Annotated in this window: 20 protein-coding genes, 1 pseudogene and 2 riboswitches; of the genes and pseudogenes, 10 read left to right on the forward strand and 11 right to left on the reverse strand. The window is 69.0% G+C overall.

Annotation, left to right across the window (positions count from 1 at the left end; translation table 11 throughout):
* Positions 1 to 10: 10 nt before the first annotated feature.
* Positions 11 to 817 carry an IS21-like element helper ATPase IstB gene (gene istB / locus KHA85_RS11950; RefSeq protein WP_213185975.1) on the forward strand — a complete coding sequence of 269 codons (807 nt, stop codon included), beginning with the start codon at positions 11 to 13 and terminating at the stop codon, positions 815 to 817.
* 103 nt (positions 818 to 920) lie between these two features.
* On the opposite strand, the pseudogene KHA85_RS18075 reads toward istB, so the two are convergent.
* A pseudogene (locus KHA85_RS18075) lies at positions 921 to 1,085 on the reverse strand (MFS transporter); the annotation flags it as partial.
* Between the two features lie 117 nt (positions 1,086 to 1,202).
* Here KHA85_RS18075 and KHA85_RS11955 point away from each other — a divergent pair.
* Positions 1,203 to 1,892, forward strand: a complete 690-nt coding sequence (locus KHA85_RS11955; RefSeq protein WP_061230162.1) for a TetR/AcrR family transcriptional regulator — start codon at positions 1,203 to 1,205, stop codon at positions 1,890 to 1,892.
* A 209-nt stretch (positions 1,893 to 2,101) separates the two neighbouring features.
* Here the strand turns inward: KHA85_RS11955 and KHA85_RS11960 are convergent, their stop codons facing one another.
* The 4 genes from KHA85_RS11960 to KHA85_RS11975 form a co-directional block, all read right to left on the reverse strand.
* A complete protein-coding gene (locus KHA85_RS11960; RefSeq protein WP_063973295.1) occupies positions 2,102 to 2,509 on the reverse strand; it encodes a four-helix bundle copper-binding protein in 408 nt (135 codons plus the stop codon).
* 163 nt (positions 2,510 to 2,672) lie between these two features.
* Positions 2,673 to 3,974 carry an APC family permease gene (locus tag KHA85_RS11965; RefSeq protein ID WP_213185953.1) on the reverse strand — a complete coding sequence of 434 codons (1,302 nt, stop codon included), beginning with the start codon at positions 3,972 to 3,974 and terminating at the stop codon, positions 2,673 to 2,675.
* Positions 3,975 to 4,041: 67 nt separating this feature from the next.
* The gene (locus KHA85_RS11970) at positions 4,042 to 4,638 is read right to left on the reverse strand and encodes a CueP family metal-binding protein (protein ID WP_213185954.1); all 597 of its coding nucleotides are present in this window, start codon (positions 4,636 to 4,638) and stop codon (positions 4,042 to 4,044) included.
* A gap of 5 nt (positions 4,639 to 4,643) precedes the next feature.
* The gene (locus KHA85_RS11975) at positions 4,644 to 6,584 is read right to left on the reverse strand and encodes a heavy metal translocating P-type ATPase (protein ID WP_213185955.1); all 1,941 of its coding nucleotides are present in this window, start codon (positions 6,582 to 6,584) and stop codon (positions 4,644 to 4,646) included.
* A 48-nt stretch (positions 6,585 to 6,632) separates the two neighbouring features.
* Between KHA85_RS11975 and KHA85_RS18400 the strand changes: the two genes are divergently transcribed.
* Positions 6,633 to 6,836 (forward strand): hypothetical protein, encoded by a 204-nt coding sequence (locus KHA85_RS18400; RefSeq protein ID WP_131885927.1) that lies wholly within the window; start codon positions 6,633 to 6,635, stop codon positions 6,834 to 6,836.
* Positions 6,837 to 7,052: 216 nt separating this feature from the next.
* Here the strand turns inward: KHA85_RS18400 and KHA85_RS11985 are convergent, their stop codons facing one another.
* Positions 7,053 to 7,691: a DUF305 domain-containing protein gene (locus KHA85_RS11985; RefSeq protein WP_213185956.1), complete on the reverse strand. Its 639-nt coding sequence runs from the start codon at positions 7,689 to 7,691 to the stop codon at positions 7,053 to 7,055.
* Positions 7,692 to 7,751: 60 nt separating this feature from the next.
* On the reverse strand, positions 7,752 to 9,254 hold the full coding sequence (locus tag KHA85_RS11990; protein WP_308936943.1) for a multicopper oxidase family protein: 1,503 nt from the start codon (positions 9,252 to 9,254) through the stop codon (positions 7,752 to 7,754).
* 313 nt (positions 9,255 to 9,567) lie between these two features.
* On the opposite strand from KHA85_RS11990, the gene KHA85_RS11995 reads away from it, so the two are divergent.
* Entirely contained in the window at positions 9,568 to 10,260 is a 693-nt protein-coding gene (locus KHA85_RS11995; protein ID WP_132062116.1) for a winged helix-turn-helix domain-containing protein, read from the forward strand.
* 92 nt (positions 10,261 to 10,352) lie between these two features.
* Complete coding sequence (locus KHA85_RS12000) at positions 10,353 to 11,435, forward strand: sensor histidine kinase (protein ID WP_213185959.1); 1,083 nt, start codon at positions 10,353 to 10,355, stop codon at positions 11,433 to 11,435.
* 138 nt (positions 11,436 to 11,573) lie between these two features.
* Here the strand turns inward: KHA85_RS12000 and KHA85_RS12005 are convergent, their stop codons facing one another.
* From KHA85_RS12005 to KHA85_RS12020, 4 genes are all read right to left on the reverse strand, one after another.
* Positions 11,574 to 12,035 carry a MaoC/PaaZ C-terminal domain-containing protein gene (locus KHA85_RS12005; RefSeq protein ID WP_213185960.1) on the reverse strand — a complete coding sequence of 154 codons (462 nt, stop codon included), beginning with the start codon at positions 12,033 to 12,035 and terminating at the stop codon, positions 11,574 to 11,576.
* A gap of 119 nt (positions 12,036 to 12,154) precedes the next feature.
* Positions 12,155 to 13,708, reverse strand: coding sequence for a precorrin-2 C(20)-methyltransferase (locus KHA85_RS12010; RefSeq protein ID WP_213185961.1), 1,554 nt, complete (start codon positions 13,706 to 13,708; stop codon positions 12,155 to 12,157).
* A complete protein-coding gene (locus tag KHA85_RS12015; protein WP_213185962.1) occupies positions 13,705 to 14,370 on the reverse strand; it encodes a precorrin-8X methylmutase in 666 nt (221 codons plus the stop codon). The genes KHA85_RS12010 and KHA85_RS12015 overlap by 4 nt, the downstream gene beginning before the upstream one ends.
* A gap of 73 nt (positions 14,371 to 14,443) precedes the next feature.
* Positions 14,444 to 14,518, reverse strand: a riboswitch (cobalamin riboswitch).
* A 20-nt stretch (positions 14,519 to 14,538) separates the two neighbouring features.
* A complete protein-coding gene (locus KHA85_RS12020) occupies positions 14,539 to 15,411 on the reverse strand; it encodes a ferredoxin-like domain-containing protein (RefSeq protein ID WP_213185963.1) in 873 nt (290 codons plus the stop codon).
* Positions 15,412 to 15,502: 91 nt separating this feature from the next.
* On the opposite strand from KHA85_RS12020, the gene KHA85_RS18320 reads away from it, so the two are divergent.
* The 5 genes from KHA85_RS18320 to cobA all read left to right on the forward strand — a co-directional run bounded on the left by KHA85_RS18320 (position 15,503) and on the right by cobA (position 22,489).
* Positions 15,503 to 15,634: a hypothetical protein gene (locus KHA85_RS18320; RefSeq protein ID WP_272875152.1), complete on the forward strand. Its 132-nt coding sequence runs from the start codon at positions 15,503 to 15,505 to the stop codon at positions 15,632 to 15,634.
* Between the two features lie 24 nt (positions 15,635 to 15,658).
* Positions 15,659 to 16,828 carry a M23 family metallopeptidase gene (locus tag KHA85_RS12025; protein ID WP_308936944.1) on the forward strand — a complete coding sequence of 390 codons (1,170 nt, stop codon included), beginning with the start codon at positions 15,659 to 15,661 and terminating at the stop codon, positions 16,826 to 16,828.
* Between the two features lie 62 nt (positions 16,829 to 16,890).
* Positions 16,891 to 17,083, forward strand: a riboswitch (cobalamin riboswitch).
* A 72-nt stretch (positions 17,084 to 17,155) separates the two neighbouring features.
* Positions 17,156 to 20,908 carry a cobaltochelatase subunit CobN gene (gene cobN / locus KHA85_RS12030; protein WP_213185964.1) on the forward strand — a complete coding sequence of 1,251 codons (3,753 nt, stop codon included), beginning with the start codon at positions 17,156 to 17,158 and terminating at the stop codon, positions 20,906 to 20,908.
* A complete protein-coding gene (gene cobF / locus KHA85_RS12035; RefSeq protein WP_213185965.1) occupies positions 20,898 to 21,674 on the forward strand; it encodes a precorrin-6A synthase (deacetylating) in 777 nt (258 codons plus the stop codon). Before cobN ends, cobF begins: the two co-directional genes overlap by 11 nt.
* On the forward strand, positions 21,674 to 22,489 hold the full coding sequence (cobA, locus tag KHA85_RS12040; protein ID WP_213185966.1) for a uroporphyrinogen-III C-methyltransferase: 816 nt from the start codon (positions 21,674 to 21,676) through the stop codon (positions 22,487 to 22,489). Before cobF ends, cobA begins: the two co-directional genes overlap by 1 nt.
* Positions 22,490 to 22,525 lie beyond the last annotated feature (36 nt).

The raw sequence follows: 22,525 nt of genomic DNA on the forward strand, positions 1-22,525 counted from the left end.
AGGCCATCGCATGAGCGCCAAGACCCCGCCGGCGATGACGGCGCTGACCGACGCGGCCGCCGAAGCCGCCATCGGTGCCGCCGCCAAGACCCTGTGCCTACCCACCATCCGCGACCAGGCCATACCCATGGCCGAAGCGGCCGCCAAACAGCGCCTGACCCACAAAGCGTTCCTAGCCGAGATGCTCTCGGCCGAGTGCGACGAACGCGACGCCCGCCGACGAATGCGCCGAGTCAACGAGGCCAAATTCCCCCGCACCAAACGACTCGCCGACTTCGATCCCGCACGGCTTCCCGACCTACCACCAGCAACCCTGGCGCACCTGGCCGGCGGGGCGTGGATCGACGCCGGAGAGCCACTGGTCCTGCTCGGCGACTCCGGCACCGGCAAAACCCACCTGCTCATCGCGTTGGGCACCGCGGCGGCCGAGCAAGGACGCCGAGTCCGGTACATCACCACCGCGGCCCTGGTCAACGAGCTGGTCGAAGCCGCCGACGACAAGCAACTGTCCCGCGTGGTCGGCCGGTACGCCCGCCTGGATCTGCTGTGCCTCGACGAAGTCGGCTACGTCCACCTCGATCCACGCGGCGCCGAACTGCTGTTCCAGATCATCACCGCACGAGAGGAACGGGCCTCGATCGCGTGCGCCTCCAACGCGCCGTTCAGCGAATGGGGCACCACCTTCACCGACCCCCGACTGGCCGCAGCCGTGGTCGACCGGCTGACCTACAACGCCCACATCATCCAGACCGGCACCGCCTCCTACCGCCTGGCCGCCACCGCAGCCCACCACCGAAAGGAGCCCGCGACCACCTGACACGCCCGGGCCGCCGACCACCGGCGCGCCCACCCCTCACCCATCACGAGGGTGGGGCCAAATCAAAACAGCACAGCGGGGCCAAATGGGCTTGTCATTCTCAGGCTTGCGTCGCTCCAGTCTCTACCGCAATCTCCGGTAATGCCGAATACAGCGCGGCCATGGCCGCGACCACCAACGCCACGGCTAGGCACGACACCGTGAGCATCCACCATTCGGCTCGGGTCCACCGGGATGACTCGGTGATGGTCTGTTGGGGTGAGTGCATCGCCGGCCCCTTGCTGTGAGATGGTCGGTCTTGGTCTGAGACAAGTAGTATCACAGTATCCGGCTGGCTGGACAGGTTAGCTTGGACGAGAAGTGACCGTCGGCCGAAGGGGAGAGCGTGAACGACTGGAGTGCTGACCGGCCCGCTACGGACGACGATCAGCTCGATCCGCGACTGCTGCGCTCACGAAAACGATTGCTCGACGCTGCCACGCATCTCCTGAGCACTGGCGGTGTAGAGGCGGTTACCGTCGAGGCGGTCACTCGAATGTCAAAGGTTGCGCGGGCCACGCTCTATCGGCATTTCGGCGGGACCGCCCAGTTGCTTGCGGCGACCTTCGAGCGGCTGTTGCCTCGCGTCGAGGTCTCTGCCGACAGTGGGTCGGTACGAGACCAACTCATCGCGCTTCTCACGGCCCAAGCCGACCTGATTGACCAGGCGCCGCTGAACATTACGACTCTGGCTTGGCTGTCAATCGGATCAGTCGGCGGCGATCCTGCCGATTCGGCCGCGATCACCTCACTGCGCAGTCGAGTCATCGAGGAGTACCGGCAGCCTTTTGACCACATCCTCACACAGCCTGACGTACAGGCGCAGCTCGGCAACATCGACACCACCTTCGCGATTGTTCAACTCCTGGGCCCCGTCGTGTTCGCTCGCCTCACTGGGCTCTGCACGGTCGACCACGACGGATGCGTGCAACTTGTTGATGATTTTCTTGCTGCCCGCAAGCAGGGAGACAAACCCATCCCGGCCGAGTTCGGCCACGATCTGAACCGCCCAGGCGCCGTCGGCGGACCTTGCTGAATCAAGGCGGTCCTTGTTGTTCTGCGCGATGCGCACCTGCTCGCAGGTCAGGCGCAGCCCGAGTTCGAACGAGCTGCGAGCCATTCGGGGAGGTGTCGAGTTCGCACAATCGACACCTCGACACCTTTTACTTGTCATAACGTCTGGATATCGGCGGGTGGCCCAGCCTGGTCGATTGTCGTACGACCGACCAGGCCGGGCATTGATCGTTAGCTGATCGCGGACAGGAGTTCGGTGCAGGCCTGTTCGCATTTGCGGCAGGCTTCGGCGCAGACTCGACAATGCTCGTGCATGTCCTCGTGCTTCTTACACTCGGTGGCACATTCTGCGCATGCTGTCCGGCATGCCTCGAGCGTGGTTTTGACCGTGGCTAGGTTCTGCCCGGTGCGACGGCTGAGGATTTTGCCAGTGGTTGCGCAGAGATCGGCGCAGTCAAGGTTGAGGCGAATGCAGTTCCGTAGGTCTGCGACCATCTCTTCGGCCAGGCAGGCGTCAGCGCACGAGGTGCAAGTCTGTGCGCATTCGAGACACGCGGCGATGCAGTCGGCAAGCTTCTGCACGTCTATGCCGGAAGCGTCGTTGGGGTGGGTTTCGATCATTGAAGTGATGTGAGACATCGATGTGCTCCCTTCTTCTCCGAGTCGTCGCTGGAGGCGCCCAGCTAACGCCGACGCTACTGATGCGCAGAACTGGCTGCAGTCCCTCGGTTCGACCTTCGCAGAATCTTTGTAATAACAAGCGTCCAATACCCGTTGTAGCGGCTTTTCGCAGAAGGGCGGATCATTGTGCGGAGCGGTGACGCACGGTGATCCACTGCGCTGTGATGATGACTAGGGCCACGATCGCGGTGATGCCCAGCGTGAGTGGGTCGGACTGCGCCTTGAGCAGGAGGAAGGGTACGAGCACTGCGACGTCGAAAACGATCGCGACCCACGGGATCCACGCCTTGGCATTGACGTCGTCCTTGAGGCGTCGGACGATCCCGTAGTGGATGGCGATGTCCATTGCCAGGTACAAGATCGCCCCCAGGGAGGCGATCTGTGACAGGTCGAAGAAGGCTGCCATGAGGATCGCCAGGCCGGCTGTGATGTAGAGCGACTGGTGTCCGCCGGCCCCGGGTAGGCCCGGCACCTGGCCCATGTCGCGGAGCATGTCGTAGAGCTTGGAGACAGAGAACAAGCTCGCGATGAGTCCTGACAGCGTCGCCACCACCGCGATGATCACGGTCAGCGTGACGCCCCAGGATCCGAACATCGGCTTGGCAGCCTCGGCGAGGGCGTAGTCGCGGGCCCCGATGATCTGCGGAACGGTCAGGCTGGCGGTTACTGCGACGGTGATCAACAGGTAGAGGACGGTGCACAGGGCGATGGAGATCATGATGGAGCGGCCGATGTTGCGCTCCGGGTCCCGTAGGTCCGCGCCCTGGTTGGTGATCGTGGTGAAGCCCTTGTAGGCCAGGATGCACAGGGTCACCCCGGCCAGAAAGCCCATCCAGCCGTGCTCCGGTGGGGTGCGTTCGGCGACGGTGAACAGTCGGCCCAGCGAGGACACGCCCGCGGCCAGGATGCCGGCGATCGCCAGCACCGCGATGCCCACGATCTTGAGCGCCGCGGTAGCGGTGGCTGACCGCTCGACCCACTGGTTGCCCACCAGGTTGACCAGCGCGGCGGCGGCGATGGCGAACACTGCCAGCACCGGCACCCACAGGGAGGAGTCCTGCATGCCGAACGGCCGCAGCACGTAGGTGCCGAAGGTCCGCCCCAGCAGGGACTCGGCGAGGATCATCGACACGTACATGAACAGGGAGAACGTGCCGGCCGCCACCCCGGGCCCGTAGGCGGCTTTGAGCAGCATCGCGATCCCGCCCGAGGACGGGTTGGTGGCCGAGTACCGGATGTAGGAGTAGGAACTGAACGCCACCACCACCGCGCCGGCGAGGAACGCCCACGGCACCCAGCCGCCGGCCAATTCCGCGACCTGGCCCACCAGGGCGAAGATGCCGGCTCCGATCATTACCCCGGTTCCCAGCGCGACGGATCCGGTGAGAGTGAGCTTGTCTTGGGACTGTGTGCTGTGGTCCATGCTGACCGCACTACCTTCCTGCCGGTGGGTGGCCGCGTCGGTGGCGATATCGGCGCGAGTGGGGATGTCAGGCGAGTTGCATAGTGGTCAGGCAGGTGAGGTCGTCGTCGCCCGTGGAGATCGGAGCGGTGGCCGTTCTGCCGTCGTGGTCGATGGTGAGCGTGGCCGTGATGCCTCGCGGTAGCCAGAGCCCGAGGAAGCCGTTGTCGTAGGTGGTGCGCGGTTCGTCGATGAGGGTGTCACCGGAGGCGTTATCGGTGACTGTGACGTGCACCTGTTCGTTGGCGATCTCGCCGAGGCAAGTGGTCAGGCTGTGGAATCGGCAGGGGTGGGTGCTCGTGTAATACGGAGCCACTGACAGATAGAACTGGTCCTCTGGAATAGGAATCGTCTCGAGGCTCTCATCGCCACTGGTCAAGACCAGCTCTGTCGGCTGCACCGAGGCGATCAGATCGTTCGGCCTGTCGGCCACCGGCATGGTGTCGAGCGTGTTGATGATCTGGGGTGCGTCGAGGCCGGCGAGGTCGTAGTGCTCCAACGACGCGGGAGGCCAGTTGGGTACTGCATTTTCGGCGGGCCGGGGCGAGCAGCCGGTCAGGGTCAGGGCAGCGGCGGCAACGAGCGCGATCGCGGCTCGTCTCCGAGTGGAGTGGGTGGTGTTCATCGGATTCATCCTCGTTGCATCGCTGTGGTGACGGTGTCCGGGCGGAGGTCGAGACGGCGCAGCAGCTGCGCGTTGAGAGCAACGACGACGGTGGAGGCGGACATGAGGATGGCGCCGACGCCCATGGGCAGTACGAATCCGATCGGGGCCAGGACACCTGCGGCCAGGGGCACGGCGGCGAGGTTGTAGCCGGCGGCCCACCACAGGTTCTGCTTCATCTTGCGGTAGCTCGCCCGGGAGAGTTCGATGACCGAGAGCACAGAGCGGGGATCCGATGAGGCCAGGATGACGCCGGCGGAGCCGATCGCCACGTCGGTCCCGGCGCCGATGGCGATGCCGACGTCGGCTTGGGCCAGTGCGGGCGCGTCGTTGACCCCGTCGCCGACCATGGCGACCTTCTTGCCTTCGGACTGCAGTTCGGCGACTTTGGCGGCCTTGTCTTCTGGCCGGACCCCGGCGAAGACCCGGTCGATGCCGAGTTCGGCGGCGACGGTGTCGGCCACGGCGCGAGCATCGCCGGTGATCATGACGACTTGGGCTCCGGCGGCATGCAGGACGTCGACGGCGTCCCGGGATTCCGGCCGGATCTCGTCGGCCAGCCGCAGCGCGCCGATCACCCGGCCCTCGGCGAGGATGTGCAGGATGATCGCGCCCTCGCCTCGCCACTGGTCGGCGATGGGGAGTTCATCGCGTCCGTGCTGATCGAGCAGGTGGGGGCCGCCGACTTCGACCACGGTGCCGTTCACCGTGGCCTTGACGCCCACGGCCGGGGAGGAGGAGAAGTCGGTCGCCTTCGACACGGTCAGGTCGCGGGTCTGTGCGGCCCCGACCACGGCTCTGGCCAGCGGGTGCTCACTGTCGGACTCGGCGGCTGCAGCCACGGCAAGCACCTCGTTGGCGGTGTGCCCGTCTATTGATTCGATTCCGGTGACGGTGGGTTCGCCCTTGGTCAGGGTGCCGGTCTTGTCGAACAGGACGGCGTCGACGGTGCGCATCGACTCGAGCGCGAGGCGGTCCTTGATCAGTACGCCGCCGCGGGCGGCGCGTTCGGTGGCGATGGAGACCACCAGCGGGATCGCCAATCCCAGCGCGTGGGGGCAAGCGATGACCAGCACGGTGATCGTGCGCACCACACCCGCGTCCGGCAACCCGAGAGCGCTCCAGATGATCGCGGTGATCACGGCCGATGCGAGGGCGAACCAGAACAACCAGCCGGCCGCGGTGTCGGCGATGCGCTGGGCCCGCGAGGAGGATGCCTGTGCGTCGGCCACCAGCTTCTGAATTCGGGCCAGAGCGGTGTCGTCCCCTGTCGCCGAGACCTTCACGCGCAGGCCGGAGTCAGTGGCCACGGTGCCTGCGACGACCTGCTCGCCGATGCCGCGGCGGACCGCCTTGGATTCGCCGGTGACCATGGATTCGTCCATGCTGGCCGAGCCGTCGATGATCGTGCCGTCGGCGGGCACAGAAGCACCGGGGCGGACGATCACCACGTCGCCGACCACCAGGTCGGCCGGGGAGACGATGACGACGTCGTCATCGTCGACCTTCTCGGCCTCATCCGGCAGCAGCGCCGCCAGGGAGTCGAGCGCGGAGGTGGTCTGCGCCAGGGAGCGCATTTCGATCCAGTGGCCCAGCAGCATGATCACCACCAGCAGGGCCAGTTCCCACCAGAAGTTCAGCTCATGATCCAGGATGCGCAGGGTAGCGCCCCAGGAGGCGATGAACGCCACCGTGATCGCCAGGCCGATCAGGAGCATCATGCCGGGCTGGCGAGCGCGGAGCTCGGACAGCGCGCCGGTCAGGAACGGCCGACCGCCCCAGAGATAAATCACCGTGCCCAGGGCGGGGGAGACCCACCACACCCAGCCGGCCTCCGGCAGCTGGTAGCCGATGAGGTCGGCGAACATGTCATTGAAGCCGACCACCGGCACTGCCAAAACGAGCATGATCCAGAACAGCCGCCGGAACTGCCCGACGTGGTCTGCGTGCCCCGCATGACCGCCGTGGTCTTCATGACCGGAGTGATGCTGTCCGGTGTGGCCGTGGCCCGCCGCGTCGTCAGCTGCGCCCGGGTGATGATGTTCGGCTACCGAGGTGGCCATCTCGTCGGGGCGGCCGGCCGAACCGTCACCGGGTCCGCCGCGGCGATCATGGTGGTGGTGATCGTGTGGCTGACTCATTTGGCTACTTTCGTGTGAGCGCCGGCGGCCACGGCGGCGTCATCGTCAGCCTGCGGACGGCCGGTGGCGGCGATTCGTTCTAGGTCCGTGGGCGTGGAGCAGCACGAACACGCTTCCTTGACGGCCGTGAGCGGGAGCGCAGAGCGCGTTGTGGAGAACATGGATTTTCCTCTCCGCGTGGTGTGGTGTCTCGGGTGTCGTGCCGGGCCGGTGTGGCCCATGGCGATCGGGTGGTTAGAGCGAGGTGAGCAGGTCGCGCATGGTGTCGATCTCCTGCTGCTGGGTGTCGATGATGGTCTGGGCCAACTCGACCGCAGGCTGGTAGCGGCCACCTTCGACCTCCTCCTCGGCCATGGCAATGGCGCCCTGGTGATGGGCGATCATCTGCTCCAAAAACATCCGGGCGGCGTCGGCTCCCTGTGCGTCGGACAGCTGTTCTAGTTCGTCGTCGGAGAGCATTCCCTCCATCATGGACATGTCGTGACCGCCGTGACCATCCTGCGGTTCGGTCGCCTCGCCCCACTGCTCCAGCCAGTCGGTCAGCTGCGCGATCTCGGGGCCCTGGGCAGCCTTGATCTCCTCGGCGAGCGCCGCGACGTCGGCGGGGATGTCGTCCTTGGCCAGGATGATGTCGCTCATCTCGATCGCCTGCTGGTGGTGCGGGAGCATCATCTGCGCGAACATCACGTCGGCCTGCGAATGCTCCTCGTCCTGGCCGGAGGCAGCGGTGCCGGTCACGGACGTGGTGGCGCCGGCCGCGGTGGTGGGCGCGGCGGGCGAGGCTTCGGTGCTGTCGGTGCTGTCGGTGCAGGCGGACAGCGTCAGGGCAACGGCGGTCAGGGCTGCGGGCAGGAGCAGAGTGGTGCGGGTCATCGTGGTCGATGTCCTTTCGGGTCGGCGTCAAGATCGGGTGGTGTGTCGATCGGGTGGTGGTCAGGCGAGGTAGGACAAGGTGGTCATCATTCCGGCTTCCTGGTGGTAGGCGTTGTGGCAGTGGAACGCCCATTGTCCGGGGTTGTTCGCGTCGAACTCGATCTCGATAGTCCGCATGGGGCGGATCGTGACGGTGTCTTTGCGCAGCCCGCTGTCGGCGAGGGCGAAGGTGTGACCGTGAAGGTGCATCGGGTGGGCCATGTCGGACATGTTGCGCAGCCGCATCCGGACCCGGTCGCCGCGGGAGACCTCCAACGGCGTGGTGTCGGGGTGGGTTTGCCCGTTGAGTGTCCAGCGATACGGCATCATGCTGCCGCCCATGTCGACGCTGAGGTAGCGGTCGTGCCCCCGGCCGGGCAGTCGAGAGTCCGGCGCTGGGGTCAGATCCGCGGCCAGCAGCACCGGTCCGTCGAGTTCGCCGGGGCGCGGGTCGGCGGGTAGCTCGCCGGCCCCGGTGCGCACGAGGGCGTACCCGTACCCGTTCTTGCCTTCTGCCTCGGCGAAGAGGGGAAACACCCCGTCTGTCAGCGTGACCACGGCGTCGACCCTCTCGCCCATCCCGAGCAGGATCGCCTCCGTCTCCTGGGGAGCGGTGGGAAAGCCGTCGGTGTCGGTGACGGTCATCGTGTGTCCGCCGAGGGCGACGCGGAAGAACGTGTCCGCCCCGGCGTTGATGAACCGGATCTTCACGCGTTGGCCCGGGCTGGCAGTCCATGAGATCGGATCGGCCGGGATTCGGCCGTTGACCAGGTAGTGCGAATAGTGGACGTCCCCGGCGACACCGAGCAACCGGGAGGTCATCATCGGGTTGCTGGACCGGGCGCCCCCCATCGGGCCGTGCCCCATTCCGGCCATCGGCCGGCCCTGAGCGCCGGGGGCATCCATGCCCAATCGCCCGGCGGCGTCCTCGGGAGTGCCGTCGATGCCGTCGAGCCAGTCGTCAAGGACGACGATCCATTCGTGGTCATAGTCCCCGGGGTCGGCGGGATCGTCGATGATCAGCGGACCGTACAGGCCCCGGTCGAGCTGTAGCCCGGAGTGTGAGTGGTACCAATGTGTGCCGGCGTGCGGGACGGTGAAGTCGTAGGTGAACCGGGCGCCCGGAGGGATCGGGTCCTGGGTCAGACCGGGCACTCCGTCCATATCGTTGCGCAGGGCGATGCCGTGCCAGTGCACGCTCGTCGCCTGGTCGAGCTGGTTATCCACCTCGACTTGCAGCAGATCTCCTGCCCGGGCCCGCAGGACCGGACCCGGAACAGTGTCAGCAAATGCCCAGGTCGACACCACGAGACCACCGAGATCGACCTCCACCGGGCGCGGGGACAGCCGAGCGTTCACCACCTGCTGTCCCGGTCGCTGCCGCTCGGCCTCCAGGTCCCGGATCGCCGGATCCGACGCCGACACCGGCACCCCCGAGGGCCCCGGCTCGCTGCAGGCGGTCACCGCACCCGCGCCGGCCAGGACCGAACCGATGAGAAATGCCCGCCGCGACAACTCCTTCACCGGTCGTCCGCCGAGGGCGACGGCCCGAACAGGGCAGTGACCAGGAGCAGGGTCGACGCCCACAGTGCGGTGACGACCACGGCGCCGACCGACAATGCGACCCATCCGAGCATGAGGTACCTCCCGTGTCCGACTCGACCGCCCATGGTGACCGGCCACCCGAGCGTTCTGGATGGAGATCGTGTGAAGATTCGGTCAAGGCGCCCACTCGGGTGAAGGACTTCCAGCAGTTGCGGCGAAGATGGCCTGCATGCCCCCTTCCGTTTCTGGCGCTCGCAGTTCGCATCCCCAGCAGCACGCCGGTCCGCGGGCGCTGGTGGTCGATGACGAGGAGCCCCTCGCCGACCTGGTCGGGTCCTATCTCCAGCGCGACGGGTTCGATGTCACGATCACCGGGGACGGACAGGAGGCGGTGGGTCTGGCTCGCCGAATCGATCCCGATGTCATCGTTCTCGACCTGGGGCTGCCCGGGCTGGACGGGATCGAGGTATGCCGTCAGGTCAGAACGCACTCCGACGCCTACATCGTCATGCTCACGGCCCGGACCGAGGAGGTCGACACGCTGATCGGCCTGTCCGTCGGCGCGGATGACTACATGACCAAACCGTTCAGCCCACGCGAGCTCTCGGCCAGGATCCAGGCGATGATGCGCAGACCTCGAACCGGCGCCACCGAAACCCACCACGGCAGGTCGCCGGAACAGGTACAAACCGTCGGCGACCTGACTATTGACACCGCGGGCCGAGAGGTCACCGTCGGCGGCGCCGATGTCGCGCTGACCCGCACCGAGTTCGACATCCTCGCCGCGCTCGCCCGCGACCCTGGGGTCGTCTTCAGCCGAGCCCAGCTGATGGCCGCCGTGTGGGGCCCGAACTGGGTGGGTGATGACCACTTGGTAGACGTCCACATCGGTCACCTTCGCCGCAAGCTGGGCGACGATGCCTCCCGAGGCCGTTTCGTACGCACGGTCAGAGGAGTTGGTTACCGCATGGGAACCGGCCAGTGAACGACATACCATCGCCGGACGCGACTGAAACTCGGCCCCGCACCAGCCGACGCGTCGCTGGGTTCAGCTTCGGAACCCGCCTGCTTCTGGCCATGTCCAGTGTGGTCGTCGGGTGCGCGGTCAGCGCGTGGCTCGTCGCCTCCGCCCTGGCCCCGGGCATTTTCCACGACCACCTCGGTCAAGCCGGCATCGACCACGATTCGAACGAAGCAGCCCACGTCGAAGAAGCCTTCACGGTCGCCATAGTCCTGGCTTGGGGGCTGGCGGTGGCCATCGCGGTCCTGGTGGCCTTGCTCACCAGTTGGTACCTCACCCGCCGGGTCCAGCGCTCGGTCACCATGGTTACCACTTCGACGGCAGACATAGCGCGTGGGCACTACGAGACCCGGATGGCGAGTCCGAAACTTGGCCGGGAGTTCGACGATCTGGCGACCAGCGTCAACGAACTGGCCAGGCGTCTCGATGCGACAGACGCCACCAGGCGAAGGATGCTCGCGGATCTGGGCCACGAGCTGCGCACCCCGCTGGCCACCATCGACTCCTACCTCGAGGCCGTGGACGACGGAGTCCGTACCTTCGACGACTCCACAAGGCAGGTGTTGTGGGCGGCCACCCGGCGGCTCGAACGCCTCGCGTCGGACATTGTCGACGTCTCCGATGCAGAAGAACACCTCACACGACTGCAACCAGCCCGAACCACCACTAAAGCCCTGGTGGAAACGGCAGTCAACGCAGCACGCGAACGCTACTCGGACAAAGGTGTCCAGCTGCACATGGGTGAGATCGAACCAACCGACGTCACTGTGGACGTCGAGCGAATAGGACAGGTACTGGGAAACCTCCTCGACAACGCCCTACGACACACACCGACCGGAGGGACCGTCACCCTCAGCGCTGTTCGTTCGAGAACGAACACAGCCGCGATCACCGTCTCCGACACCGGGGAAGGGATCGCCGCACAGCACCTAGATCATCTCTTCGACCGCTTCTACCGAGCCGATCCCGCCCGAGGCCGAAACGCGGGCGGCACCGGAATCGGCCTGGCGATCACCCGAGCACTGGTCGAAGCACACGGAGGACGAATCCGAGTAAGCAGCCGCGGCACAGGCCTCGGAGCACAATTCACCCTCGAACTCCCCTGCACGGCAGAGACGCCAGGAACGAAACTGCTTTAGCAAACTTGCACCTCCCCGTCATCTGTCCGCCCAACCCCGCTGCACTCCCCGCGCACGTCAGTGCTTGAGTGGTCGGTCTAGTCCCAGGGTGTCAGTCTCGCGGCCGCGGACAGCGATTCTCCGGTGTGGTGGCAGCAATCAAGCTGAGCCTGCGGCGGCGCTGCGGAGCGGGAGTGCGGAATGGTTGGTCAGCTCGAGAACGGTCTCGCCGCTGGTGTCGGCGAGTTCTGCGGTTATGGTGACTTTCGCATCGCCGCGTTCGGGTCGTGGAGTCGTTTCTTGCATTGTCAGGTGTCCGGTCAATGTGGTGTCCGGCCGCACCGGCCGACGGAACTGAATCTCGAAACTGCGTCCCACCCCTCCCGTGAAACGGGACCAGAAGGCGGGCACGGCCAAGCGCTGGTAGATCGCCAAGGTGTGTAGTCCACTGGCGATGACGCCACCGAGCGGGGTTGTCGCGGCCGCGGTCGGGTCGGTGTGGATGAACACCGGATCCCACTGTCGTGCGTAGGTGACGATCTCCTCCTCGGTGATGGTGTAGCTCCCGAGTGGGAATAGTTGGCCGGGTTCGAGATCGTCCGCGTAGTAGATGTCGGTCATGTCGCCCTCCCAAGTAGTCGGCCCAAACCGGCCTCAGATCGCGGGAGGCCTCCATGACTTCCGAGCTTTGGCGAGCCAATACTGGCTTCGGGTCTAGCCGATGCCCGAGTGATCAGAGTTCACGACGTCACAAACCTCGGACTCCACACGCGTCCCGACTCCGTGACCCGGGTCCCAGAGGCGCCCACGATGAGCAGGCACTTCATGTCGACGGAGTCGCAGTCGAGGTCGGCGAGAGTCGTCACGGTGAGGGATTCCTCGGTTCGCCCAACATCACGGCCCACGATCACCGGCGTGGTCGGGGAGCGGTGGCGGAGCAGGACCTCGCGGGCGTCGGCGACCTGACGGGTGCGCGAGCGCGAGGCCGGGTTGTAGACGGCCAGCACCAGGTCGGCCGCCGCGATCGCGTCGAGGCGGCGCTCGATGACCTCCCACGGCTTGAGCCGGTCGGACAGGCTCATGACGGCGAAGTCCGCGCCGATGGGGGCCCCGGCCCGCGCAGCGACCGCCTGCACGGCCGAGACGCCGGGCGCGACGCGGATGTCGATGTCGGCGAAGCGGGGATCGTCCGCGGCCTCGAAGACCGCCGAGGCCATACCGAACACCCCGGCGTCGCCGCCCGAGACCACGGCCACTTGCTCACCCGCGCGGGCCACCTCCAGTGCCAATGCAGCCCGGTCGACTTCCACGGTGTTGCCCGAGCAATGGCGACGCAGCCCGGGCCGCTGCGGAACCCTGGCGACGTACGGCGCGTAGCCGACCACGTGGTCGACCTCGGACAGGATCTGCGAAGCCTCCGGGGTCAGCCACTCTGTCGGGCCCGGGCCCAGACCGATGACGTGCACGACGCCGCGCGATGCTGGGGACTGCTCCTCAACCGAGCCGGCGGTACGCCCCGGGGAGGGCTCCTCGGGTGCAGAGAGCTGCGCGGGCCGGCGGCCGGTGGGGTCGGAGTGCTGAGAGTCGCCGGGGACGACGATGAGCGAGAAGTACGGCACGGAGTCCGGGTCGACCTCGCTGACCGGGTGATGTGCCTCCGCGTCGGTTGACGCCCGCTCCACATAGACCGCGCCGTCGAGCCGACCGGCCGCCTCGAGGGCCCGCCGGACGGCGGGGAAGTTGCGGCCGAGCTTCATGATGATCGCGCCGTCGGTGTCTGCAAGTCGTCGGGCGAGCTCGGGCTCGGGCAGGGTGCCGGGCAGGACGGTGAGGACGTCGGTCTGCCGGACCAGGGGAGTGGCGGCCGCGGCAGTGGCGGCGGCGAACGCGGGGATGCCCGGGACGATCTCGGTCTCGAACCTCGGCGAGAGCCGGTCGTGCATGTACATGAAGGACCCGTAGAACAGCGGGTCTCCCTCCGAGAGCAGGACCACGTCCCGGCCGGCGGCCAGATGCTCGCCCAGCCGCTGCGCGCTGCGCTCGTAGAAGTCCGCGATCGCGCCCGCGTACCCGCCCGGGTGGTCGGTGACGCCCGTGGTCACGGGGTACTCCAGCCGCTCCTGGATCGCGCCAGAAGGGATGAGGTCGGCGGCGATCCGGCGAGCGTTGGACTCCTTGCCGCGGCCGGCGTGAAAAGCCACGACGTCGGCGGCGCCGACGAGCCGGGCGGCCTTGAGCGTGAGCAACTCGGGATCGCCTGGTCCCACGCCGACGCCGTACAGTCGGCCGGTCACTCCGCCTCCTGGGCCAGGGCGTTGACAGCGGAGGCAGTCATCGCGGACCCGCCGCGCCGGCCGTGGACGGTGACGAAGGGGATGTCGATGCCGTGGTCGTCGGCGAACTCGGCGAGCGCTGCCTTGGACTCGGCCGCTCCGATGAAGCCCACCGGGCAGCCGACGATCGCGGCGGGCCGGGGAGCACCGTCGAGGATCATCTCCAGCAGGTGGAACAGGGCGGTGGGGGCGTTGCCGATCGCGACGACGGCGCCGTCGAGGCGGTCGCCCCACAACGCCAGCGCGGCGGCGGAGCGGGTGGTGCCCATCCGCGCGGCCAGGTCGCGAACGCCGGGATCGGACAGGGTGCACACCACGGCGTTCTCGTGGGGGAGCCGGACCCGGGTGATCCCGGAGGCGACCATGTGGGCGTCGCAGAGGATCGGCGCGCCGGCGTCGAGCGCCGACCTCGCCGCGCTAACCAGTCCGGGGTGCACCTGCAAGTCGTCGACGAGGTCCGTCTGGCCGGTGCCGTGGACCATCCGCACGGCGAGTCGCTCGGCGTCGGTCGGAACGCGGGACAGGTCGGTCTCGCCGCGGATGGTCGCGAAGGAGTCGACGTAGATGGCGGGCCCGTCGTCGACGTAGTCGTAGCGACGCGGCGGCCTCAGGGCAGCGCTCATGGGGTCCTCCTCGGGGTTCTCGCCCCGGTGTGAGAAGTCGCAGCGACGCGGTGGGAGCGCGCTGATCCCCGGTGAGTATCTGGCTGGGCCCATCGGCTCGACGGGCCTCACAGTGGCGGAACCGCCCCGGACTTGCACCGGGTTCCTCGCCGTGGGACAGCCCGCAGCCTACTCGCGGACGGCCAGCACCCCGCGCCACGGGGTCACGATGAGCTCGTCGACGTCGCCGCCGGTGAGCCGGGCGATGGAGTGGCGGTCGAGGATCCCGCCCGGCGCTTCGATGTGCTCGATCTGCCCCGCCGACCCCGCGACCGGCCCGTACGGCAGCACCGGGGCCGGGCTCGGCAGCCGGCCGTCCGCAGGGCGGGCCGCGACGAGGGGGGTTGGCAGTTCCCGCACGTGCCACGGGGCGTCCGGACCGACGCCACGGGCGTCGACGAAGGCGCGGGCCAGCTCGACCAGCCGGTCGGCGGCCTCGGCCAGCGGTACGACGTCCGACCACGCCTCACCCACCCGCAGCTGCGCGGTGTCGGCATCCAGGGCGACCAGGCCCAGGTCGCAGGAGCGGTCGAGCAGGTCCCCGCGGCCGTCGTCCAGGACGAACAGGAATCGGCCCGGCAGACCGCCGAGCGCAGGGTCGGCCAGCAGTCCGGCGTCCAGCGCGTCAGTCACCGGTCGCAGGTCCGCGCTGCCACCGACCAGGCCCGTCATCGGCGAGACGAGGACGTTGCGCACCAGCTCGTGCCCGGGCGCGGGGAGCAAGCCCGTCTCCGCGATCGCCGCCACCACCTCGCCGGGCAGCTGCCCGTCCGGACCGATCGGCAGGGCCCGAAGCTGCAGGTTCGCACGCGTGGTCACGTGCACGTTGTCGTCGTCGCCATATCTCACGGCGACCCCGTGCAGGGCGGACAGGGCCGCCGGTGACACGCGGCCACCCGGCACGCGCAGTCGGACCAGGGCGCCGTCGGAGGCCGGCCACGGCCGCAGGACGCCCGGGCACAGGTCGCCACGGGTCCGGCGGGTGGGTTCGGCGATGCTCACGGGGGCCATTGTGGCAGCCCGACGCGCGCGTTCATTTTCCCGATCCCCGGTGGTAAGTTTCTCTTCATAACTGAAGAAACGGAGCTCCACCGTGACACCTCGCCGCGTACCCACCCTTCTCGCCTCCGTCCTCACCGCAGTCGCACTGGTCGCGGCCGGGTGTTCGTCGGACGCCGCCACCGAACTCGCCGCCGCCGAAGCGGCCACCACCACCACGGCATAACCGGCCGCCGGGTCCGTCGCTGGGGTGACCGTCCCGGACGCGTTCACCGCGCTGACGATGATTCCCATCGGCAACCCGCCGCTGCCGTTCAAGGGCACCGACGGCAAGTACCACGTGGCCTACGACCTGCAGCTCACCAACGCCACCAAGGTGCCGGCGAGCGTGGACAAGATCGATGTGGTGGACGGCGCCGATCCCTCCAAGGTCATCGCCAGCTTCTCCGCCGCCGAGCTGGTGGATCCGGACTGCGTCTTCGGCGACTGCAACCGCCTGCGGGACCTGCCCGCCGGGTACGTCGACACCGCGCAGATCCCGCCGCAGGAGAGCCGGGTCATGTTCATCGACTTCACCCTCGACTCGCTCGACCAGGCCCCGGACGCGGTGCTGCACCAGCTCTACGGGACCGGCGTCGCCTCGCCGGCGTTCGGTGAGCCCGGACCCATCGACTACCTCACGACGCAGGTCGCCTTCTCCACCCGCACCGTGCCGGTCATCGCGCCGCCCGTGCGTGGCGAGAACTGGGTGGCCCTCAACGGATGTTGCGAACCGGGCTTCCCGCACCGCAGCTCGGTGATGTCGGTCAACGGCAAACTCAACAACAGTCAGCGCTTTGCGATCGACTGGAAACGCACCAACGACGAGGGCGAGTTCTTCACGGGCGACAGGAACCACAACGAGAGCTACGTGGACTACGGCGCCGAGATCCTCGCCGTCGCCGACGCCACCGTCGTCTCAGTCCTCGACGGGATGGACGCCAACGCGCCGGGGGTCCTGCCCGCCAGCAACCCGGAACTGGCCTCCAAGCTCACCGTCGAGAACGTGGACGGCAACCACGTGGTGCTCGACCTCGGCGACGGCGTTTTCGCGATGTACTTACACATGATCTCCGGCTCGGTCACGGTGAAACCCGGCGACACGGTGACCGAGGGCCAGGTGCTGGGCAAGCTCGGGAACACCGGCAACGCCAACGCCTCGCACCTGCACTTCCAGCTCATGGACGGGCCGAGCCTGCTCGAGGCCGACTCGCTGCCGTACGAGCTGAAGGGGTTTGACTACGCCGGGCAGGTCCCGCCGCAGCGGATCGCCGACGCCGACGACTTCCTGTCCGGCAGCTTCGTGGACGAGGCGAGCCTCTCGCCGGAACCGCGGATGAACGAGCTCCCCCTCAACCTCGCGGTGGTGGACTTCCCCTGACCGGGATGTCCGACCCCGGCTGACGCGAGGCAGCCGGTCGGCCACGGGCGGGGTGCGCCGGATAGGCTCGCCGGTGCCGTGGTGTTCGGGAAGCCGGAGGAAAAGCCGGCGCGGCCCTCGCCACTGTAGTCGCGGAGTCGCGCACCCTCGTCCGTCCCTCACGGGGCGGAGACCACTGGGCCCACCGGTCCGGGAAGGTCGGTCGCACGGCGTCGATGCGAAAGCCAGGAGACCGGCCACGGCGAGGAGTTCCACGAGGGTTTGGAGAAGAACATGCGCCCCACCCGGCGTTCGGCGTCCCCTGATGGCGCCTCGGCACAGCACGACGTGCCCCGAATCACCCTGTTGTCCACCTCCGATACGGACCTGCTCTCCGCGCGCGAATCCGGCGCGGCGTTCACGCTAGGCAACCCGTCCCGACTCGACGTCGAGGCGAATCTGCCCGCACTGCTCGACGGCGCCGACCTGGTGGTGGTCCGCATTCTCGGCTCCCGACGATCCTGGGAGGCCGGGTTCGCCGCCGTGCTCGGCGCGAGCGTCCCGGTAGTGGTCCTGGGTGGGGAGCAGACCCCCGACGCCGACCTGATGGAGCTGTCCACGGTCCCGATCGGCATCGCGGCCGAGGCGCACCGCTATCTCGCCGAGGGCGGCCCGGGCAACCTCGCGCAGCTGCACGCGTTCCTGGCCGACACCGTGCTGCTCACCGGCGCCGGGTTCGAGCCGCCGGAGAACGTGCCGGTGTGGGGGATGCCGGAGCGGCCGGGCGCCGACTCCGCGGCGAGTGGTCACAAACGCCGCGATTCGCGCGACGCGACCTGGGAGAACGCGGGCGGGTCTGACCAGTCGCCGGGCGGCCCCCGCGGCCGCCCCCGCGTGGGCGTGCTCTACTACCGCGCCCACGAGGTGAGCGGGAACTCCGGCTTCGCGCACGCGCTGGCCGACGCGATCGACGCCGCCGGCGGGGTGGGCGTGCCGATCTTCGCCGGCTCCCTGCGCTCGGCGCCCGACGAGCTGTTCGACGCCCTCGGGACGCTGGACGCACTGATCGTGACCGTACTGGCGGCCGGCGGCACCACGCCCGGGGCCGCCAGCGCGGGCGGCGACGACGAGGCGTGGGACGTCGAGCGCATCGCCGCCCTGGACATCCCCGTGCTGCAGGGCCTGTGCCTGACGTGGAGCCGCGAGGACTGGGCGGACTCGGACGACGGCGTCAACCCGCTGGACTCGGCCAACCAGATCGCGATCCCCGAGTTCGACGGGCGCATCATCACCGCGCCGTTCTCGTTCAAGGAGATCGACGCCGACGGCCTACCCCGCTACGTCGCCGACCCCGAGCGGTGCGCGCGCGTGGCCGGGATCGCCGTGGCCCACGCCCGCCTGCGCCACGTCGCCCCCGCCGACCGCAAGGTCGCGCTGGTCCTGTCGGCGTACCCCACCAAGCACTCCCGCATTGGCAACGCGGTCGGCCTGGACACCCCGGTCTCGACCATCCGCCTGCTGCGCCGCATGCGCGACGAGGGCTACGACCTCGGCCCCGCCGACGGTCCCGTCGCGACATTCCTGGACCAGGCCGCCTTCGCCACAGACACCGCCGCCGGCGACTCCCTCATCCACGCCCTCATCGACGCGGGCGGCCAGGACGAGGAGTGGCTCACCACCGCCCAGCTCACCGAGAGCCACGTCCGGATCTCCACCGAGGACTACCTCCGCTGGACCGCCGACCTGCCCGCGTCCCTCCGAGACGAGATGGTCGAGGCGTGGGGCGAGGCGCCGGGCACCCTGTTCGTCAACGACGCCGGCGAGCTCGTCCTGGCCACCCTGCAGGCCGGCAACGTGGTGCTGCTCATCCAGCCGCCCCGCGGCTTCGGCGAGAACCCGGTGGCGATCTACCACGACCCCGAGCTCGCGCCGTCCCACCACTACCTGGCCGCCTACCGCTGGCTGGCCCACGGCTTCGGCGCGCACGCGCTGGTGCACATCGGCAAGCACGGTTCGCTGGAGTGGCTGCCGGGCAAGAACGCCGCCCTCTCGGCGGACTGCGCCACCGACGCGGCCATCGCGAACCTGCCGCTCATTTACCCGTTCCTCGTCAACGACCCCGGCGAGGGCGCGCAGGCCAAGCGCCGCGCGCACGCCACGATCGTCGACCACCTGGTCCCGCCCATGGCCCGCGCGGAGTCGTACGGCGACATCGCGCGGCTCGAGCAGCTGCTCGACGAGTACGGCAACATCGCCGCGATGGACCCGGCCAAGCTGCCGTCCATCCGCGCGCAGATCTGGACCCTCATGCAGGCCGCGCACATGCACGAGGACCTGGGCCTGGAGCAGCGTCCCGATGACGAGGAGTTCGACGACTTCCTCCTCCACGTGGACGGCTGGCTGTGTGAGATCAAGGACGTCCAGATCCGCGACGGCCTGCACGTCCTGGGCCAGGCGCCCGACGGCGAGGCGCGGGTCAACCTGGTGCTGGCCATCCTGCGCGCGTCCCAGGTGTGGGGCGGGCAGTCCGGCGCGGTGCCGGGCCTGCGCCGCGCGCTCGGCCTGGCCGAGGGCGCGCCGACCGAGGAGGTCGACCGCGTCGAGGCGCGAGCACGCGCGCTGGTGGAGGCCATGGAGGCGCGCGACTGGGACGTGGCCGCCGTGCCCGAGGTCCTGGCCGAGATGCGTGGGGCCGGTGTGTCCGGTGACGCCGGGGACCGTGGGGACGGTCTGGGGGGCGACGACGACGAGGTGGCGCAGGTGCTCGGCTTCGCCGCCCGTGAGGTCGTACCGAGGTTGGCCGGCACGGCCGACGAGCTGGACGCGGTCATGCACGCCCTGGACGGCGGGTTCATCCCGGCCGGCCCCTCGGGATCCCCGCTGCGGGGCCTGGTCAACGTGCTGCCCACGGGGCGGAACTTCTACACCGTGGACCCGCGGGCGATCCCGTCTCGACTGGCGTGGGACACCGGCCAGGCCATGGCCGACTCGCTGCTCGAGCGGCACCTCGAGGAGACCGGCTCCTACCCGGCCTCGGTGGGGCTGTCGATCTGGGGCACCTCGGCCATGCGCACCTCGGGCGACGACATCGCCGAGGTGCTGGCCCTGCTGGGCGTGCGCCCGGAGTGGGACGAGGCCTCCCGCCGGGTGACGGGCCTTGAGGTGATCCCGACCGAGGAGCTGGGGCGTCCGCGCGTCGACGTGACGGTCCGGATCTCCGGCTTCTTCCGCGACGCGTTTCCGCACGTCATCGCGATGCTCGACGACGCGGTCCGGATGGTCGCCGAGCTCGACGAGCCGGACGAGCTCAACTTCATCGCGGCCCACACCCGCGCCGACCTGGCCGAGCACCACGATGGGCGGCGGGCCACCACCCGCATCTTCGGCTCGGCGCCCGGGTCGTACGGCGCGGGGATCCTGCAGACCATCGAGGCGGGCAACTGGCGCGACGACCGCGACCTGGCCGAGGTGTACACCCGCTGGGGCGGCTATGCCTACGGCCGCGACCTGGCCGGGGTGCCCGCCGCCGACGACATGCGCATCAACTACCGGCGCATCGCGGTCGCCGCCAAGAACATCGACACCCGCGAGCACGACATCGCCGACTCGGACGACTACTTCCAGTACCACGGCGGGATGATCGCCACCGTGCGTGCGCTCACCGGCGCCGAGCCGCGCGCGTACGTGGGCGACTCCACCACCCCGGACGCGATCCGCACCCGGACCCTGGCCGAGGAGACCCGGCGGGTGTTCCGGGCCCGGGTGGTCAACCCGCGCTGGATCGCCGCCATGCAGCGGCACGGTTACAAGGGCGCGTTCGAACTCGCCGCGACCGTGGACTACCTGTTCGGGTTCGACGCCACCGCCGGCGTGGTGCAGGACTGGATGTACGACACCCTGGCCCGCGAGTACGTCCTCGACGAGAAGACGCAGGACTTCCTACGCCAGTCCAACCCGTGGGCGCTGCGCGGGATGATCGAGCGACTCTCCGAGGCCGCCGACCGCGGCATGTGGGCCGAGCCGAACGCCGAGGTCATGGATCAGATGCGGCAGGTCTACCTCGACGTCGAGGGCGATCTCGAGGACTCCCATGGCGACTGAGAAGCGGCGCGTGCGCGTGGTGGGCATCGGCTCCGGTGGGCTCGACCAGATCACCATCGAAGCCGCCGAGGCCCTGCGCGCCAGCGCCTACGCCCTCGCCGCCGTGAAGGGCCCGGCCGACCCGTTGGTCGATCTCCGCGTGCGGCTGCTCGCGCGGCACGCCCCGGACGTGGAGCTGGTGGGCGTGCCCGATCCGGAGAGGGACCGCTCGTCGTCGTCGACCTCCACCCACGGTGACTACCGCGGCGTGGTCCTGGACTGGCATGAGGCGCGCTCGTTGGCGTGGGAGCGCGCGATGGCCGCGCGGCCCGGTGACGTGGCGATCCCGGTGTGGGGCGACCCGGCGTTCTACGACTCGACGCTGCGGATTCTCGATCGGATCGCCGAGCGCGGCCGCTTGGCGTTGGACGTGGAGGCGCTGCCGGGGATCTCCGCGCTGCAGGTTCTGGCCGCGCGGCACCGGCTGGTGCTGCACGAGGTCGGCGGCACCGTCACCGTGACCACCGGTCGACGACTGCGCGAGGTCGTGGCCGCCGGTGCCGACAACGTCGTGGTGATGCTCAACGCCGAGCCTCCGCCGGACGAGCTGGCCGACTGGCACATCTGGTGGGGCGGCAACCTCGGCGACGGCGGCGAGACGCTGGTGGCCGGCCGCGTCGGCGACGTGCTGGGTGACCTGCGTGCCAACCGCGAGCGGCTGCGCGCCGAGTTCGGCTGGGTGATGGATGTGTATCTACTGCGACGCAGAGAAGGGACGACGGCCTAATGGCGGCGGAGAATGCGGCGGCCGGCGAGGATCGCGCCGACCGGGCCGTCGGCGGCGGGCAGTGCCCGGGCCGGGTGGTGTTGGTCGGCGGCGGGCCGGGGGATCCGGGGCTCATGACCGTGGCCGGCCTCGACGCCGTCCGCAGCGCGGACGTGGTGGTGACCGACCGCTTGGGGCCGGTGTCGATCCTCGACGAGCTCGACCCGGGTATCGAGGTGATACACGTGGGCAAGGTGCCGTTTGGCCCCGCCACCCCGCAGGAGGAGATCAACCGGATCCTCATCGAGCAGGCCCGGCGCGGCCGCACGGTGGTGCGGCTCAAGGGCGGGGACAGCTTCCTGTTCGGCCGCGGCGCCGAGGAGTACCTCGCGTGCACGGCCGCCGGGGTGCCCGTGACCGTGATCCCGGGCGTGACCTCCGCGTTCTCCGTCCCCGCGCTGGTCGGGGTGCCGGCCACGCACCGTGGGCTCTCGCAGGGAGTGTCGGTGATCTCCGGACACGTGCCGCCCGGCGATCCGCAGTCGACTCTGGACTACGGCGCGCTCGCCAGGTCGGGGACGACGCTGGTGCTGCTCATGGCGGTGACGACCCTCCCGGCCATCACCGCCGAGCTGCTGGCCGAGGGGATGCCCGCGGACACCCCGGCGGTGCTGATCGAGAACGGCTCGACGCCGGTGGAGCGGGTCTTGCGCGGGACGCTGGCGACCATCGCGCGGCAGGCGGCGGAGGCGGGGGTCGGGCCGCCCGCGATCACGGTGATCGGCGCGGTCGCCGGGCTGGCGGGGGAGCTGGTGCCCGGGCTGCCCTTCGCCTGACCCGGCCGGTCGCCTAACCTGGCCGGTCGCCCGGGG

It is taken from the genome of Dietzia massiliensis, from assembly GCF_018390595.1.
Lineage (GTDB): Bacteria > Actinomycetota > Actinomycetes > Mycobacteriales > Mycobacteriaceae > Dietzia > Dietzia massiliensis.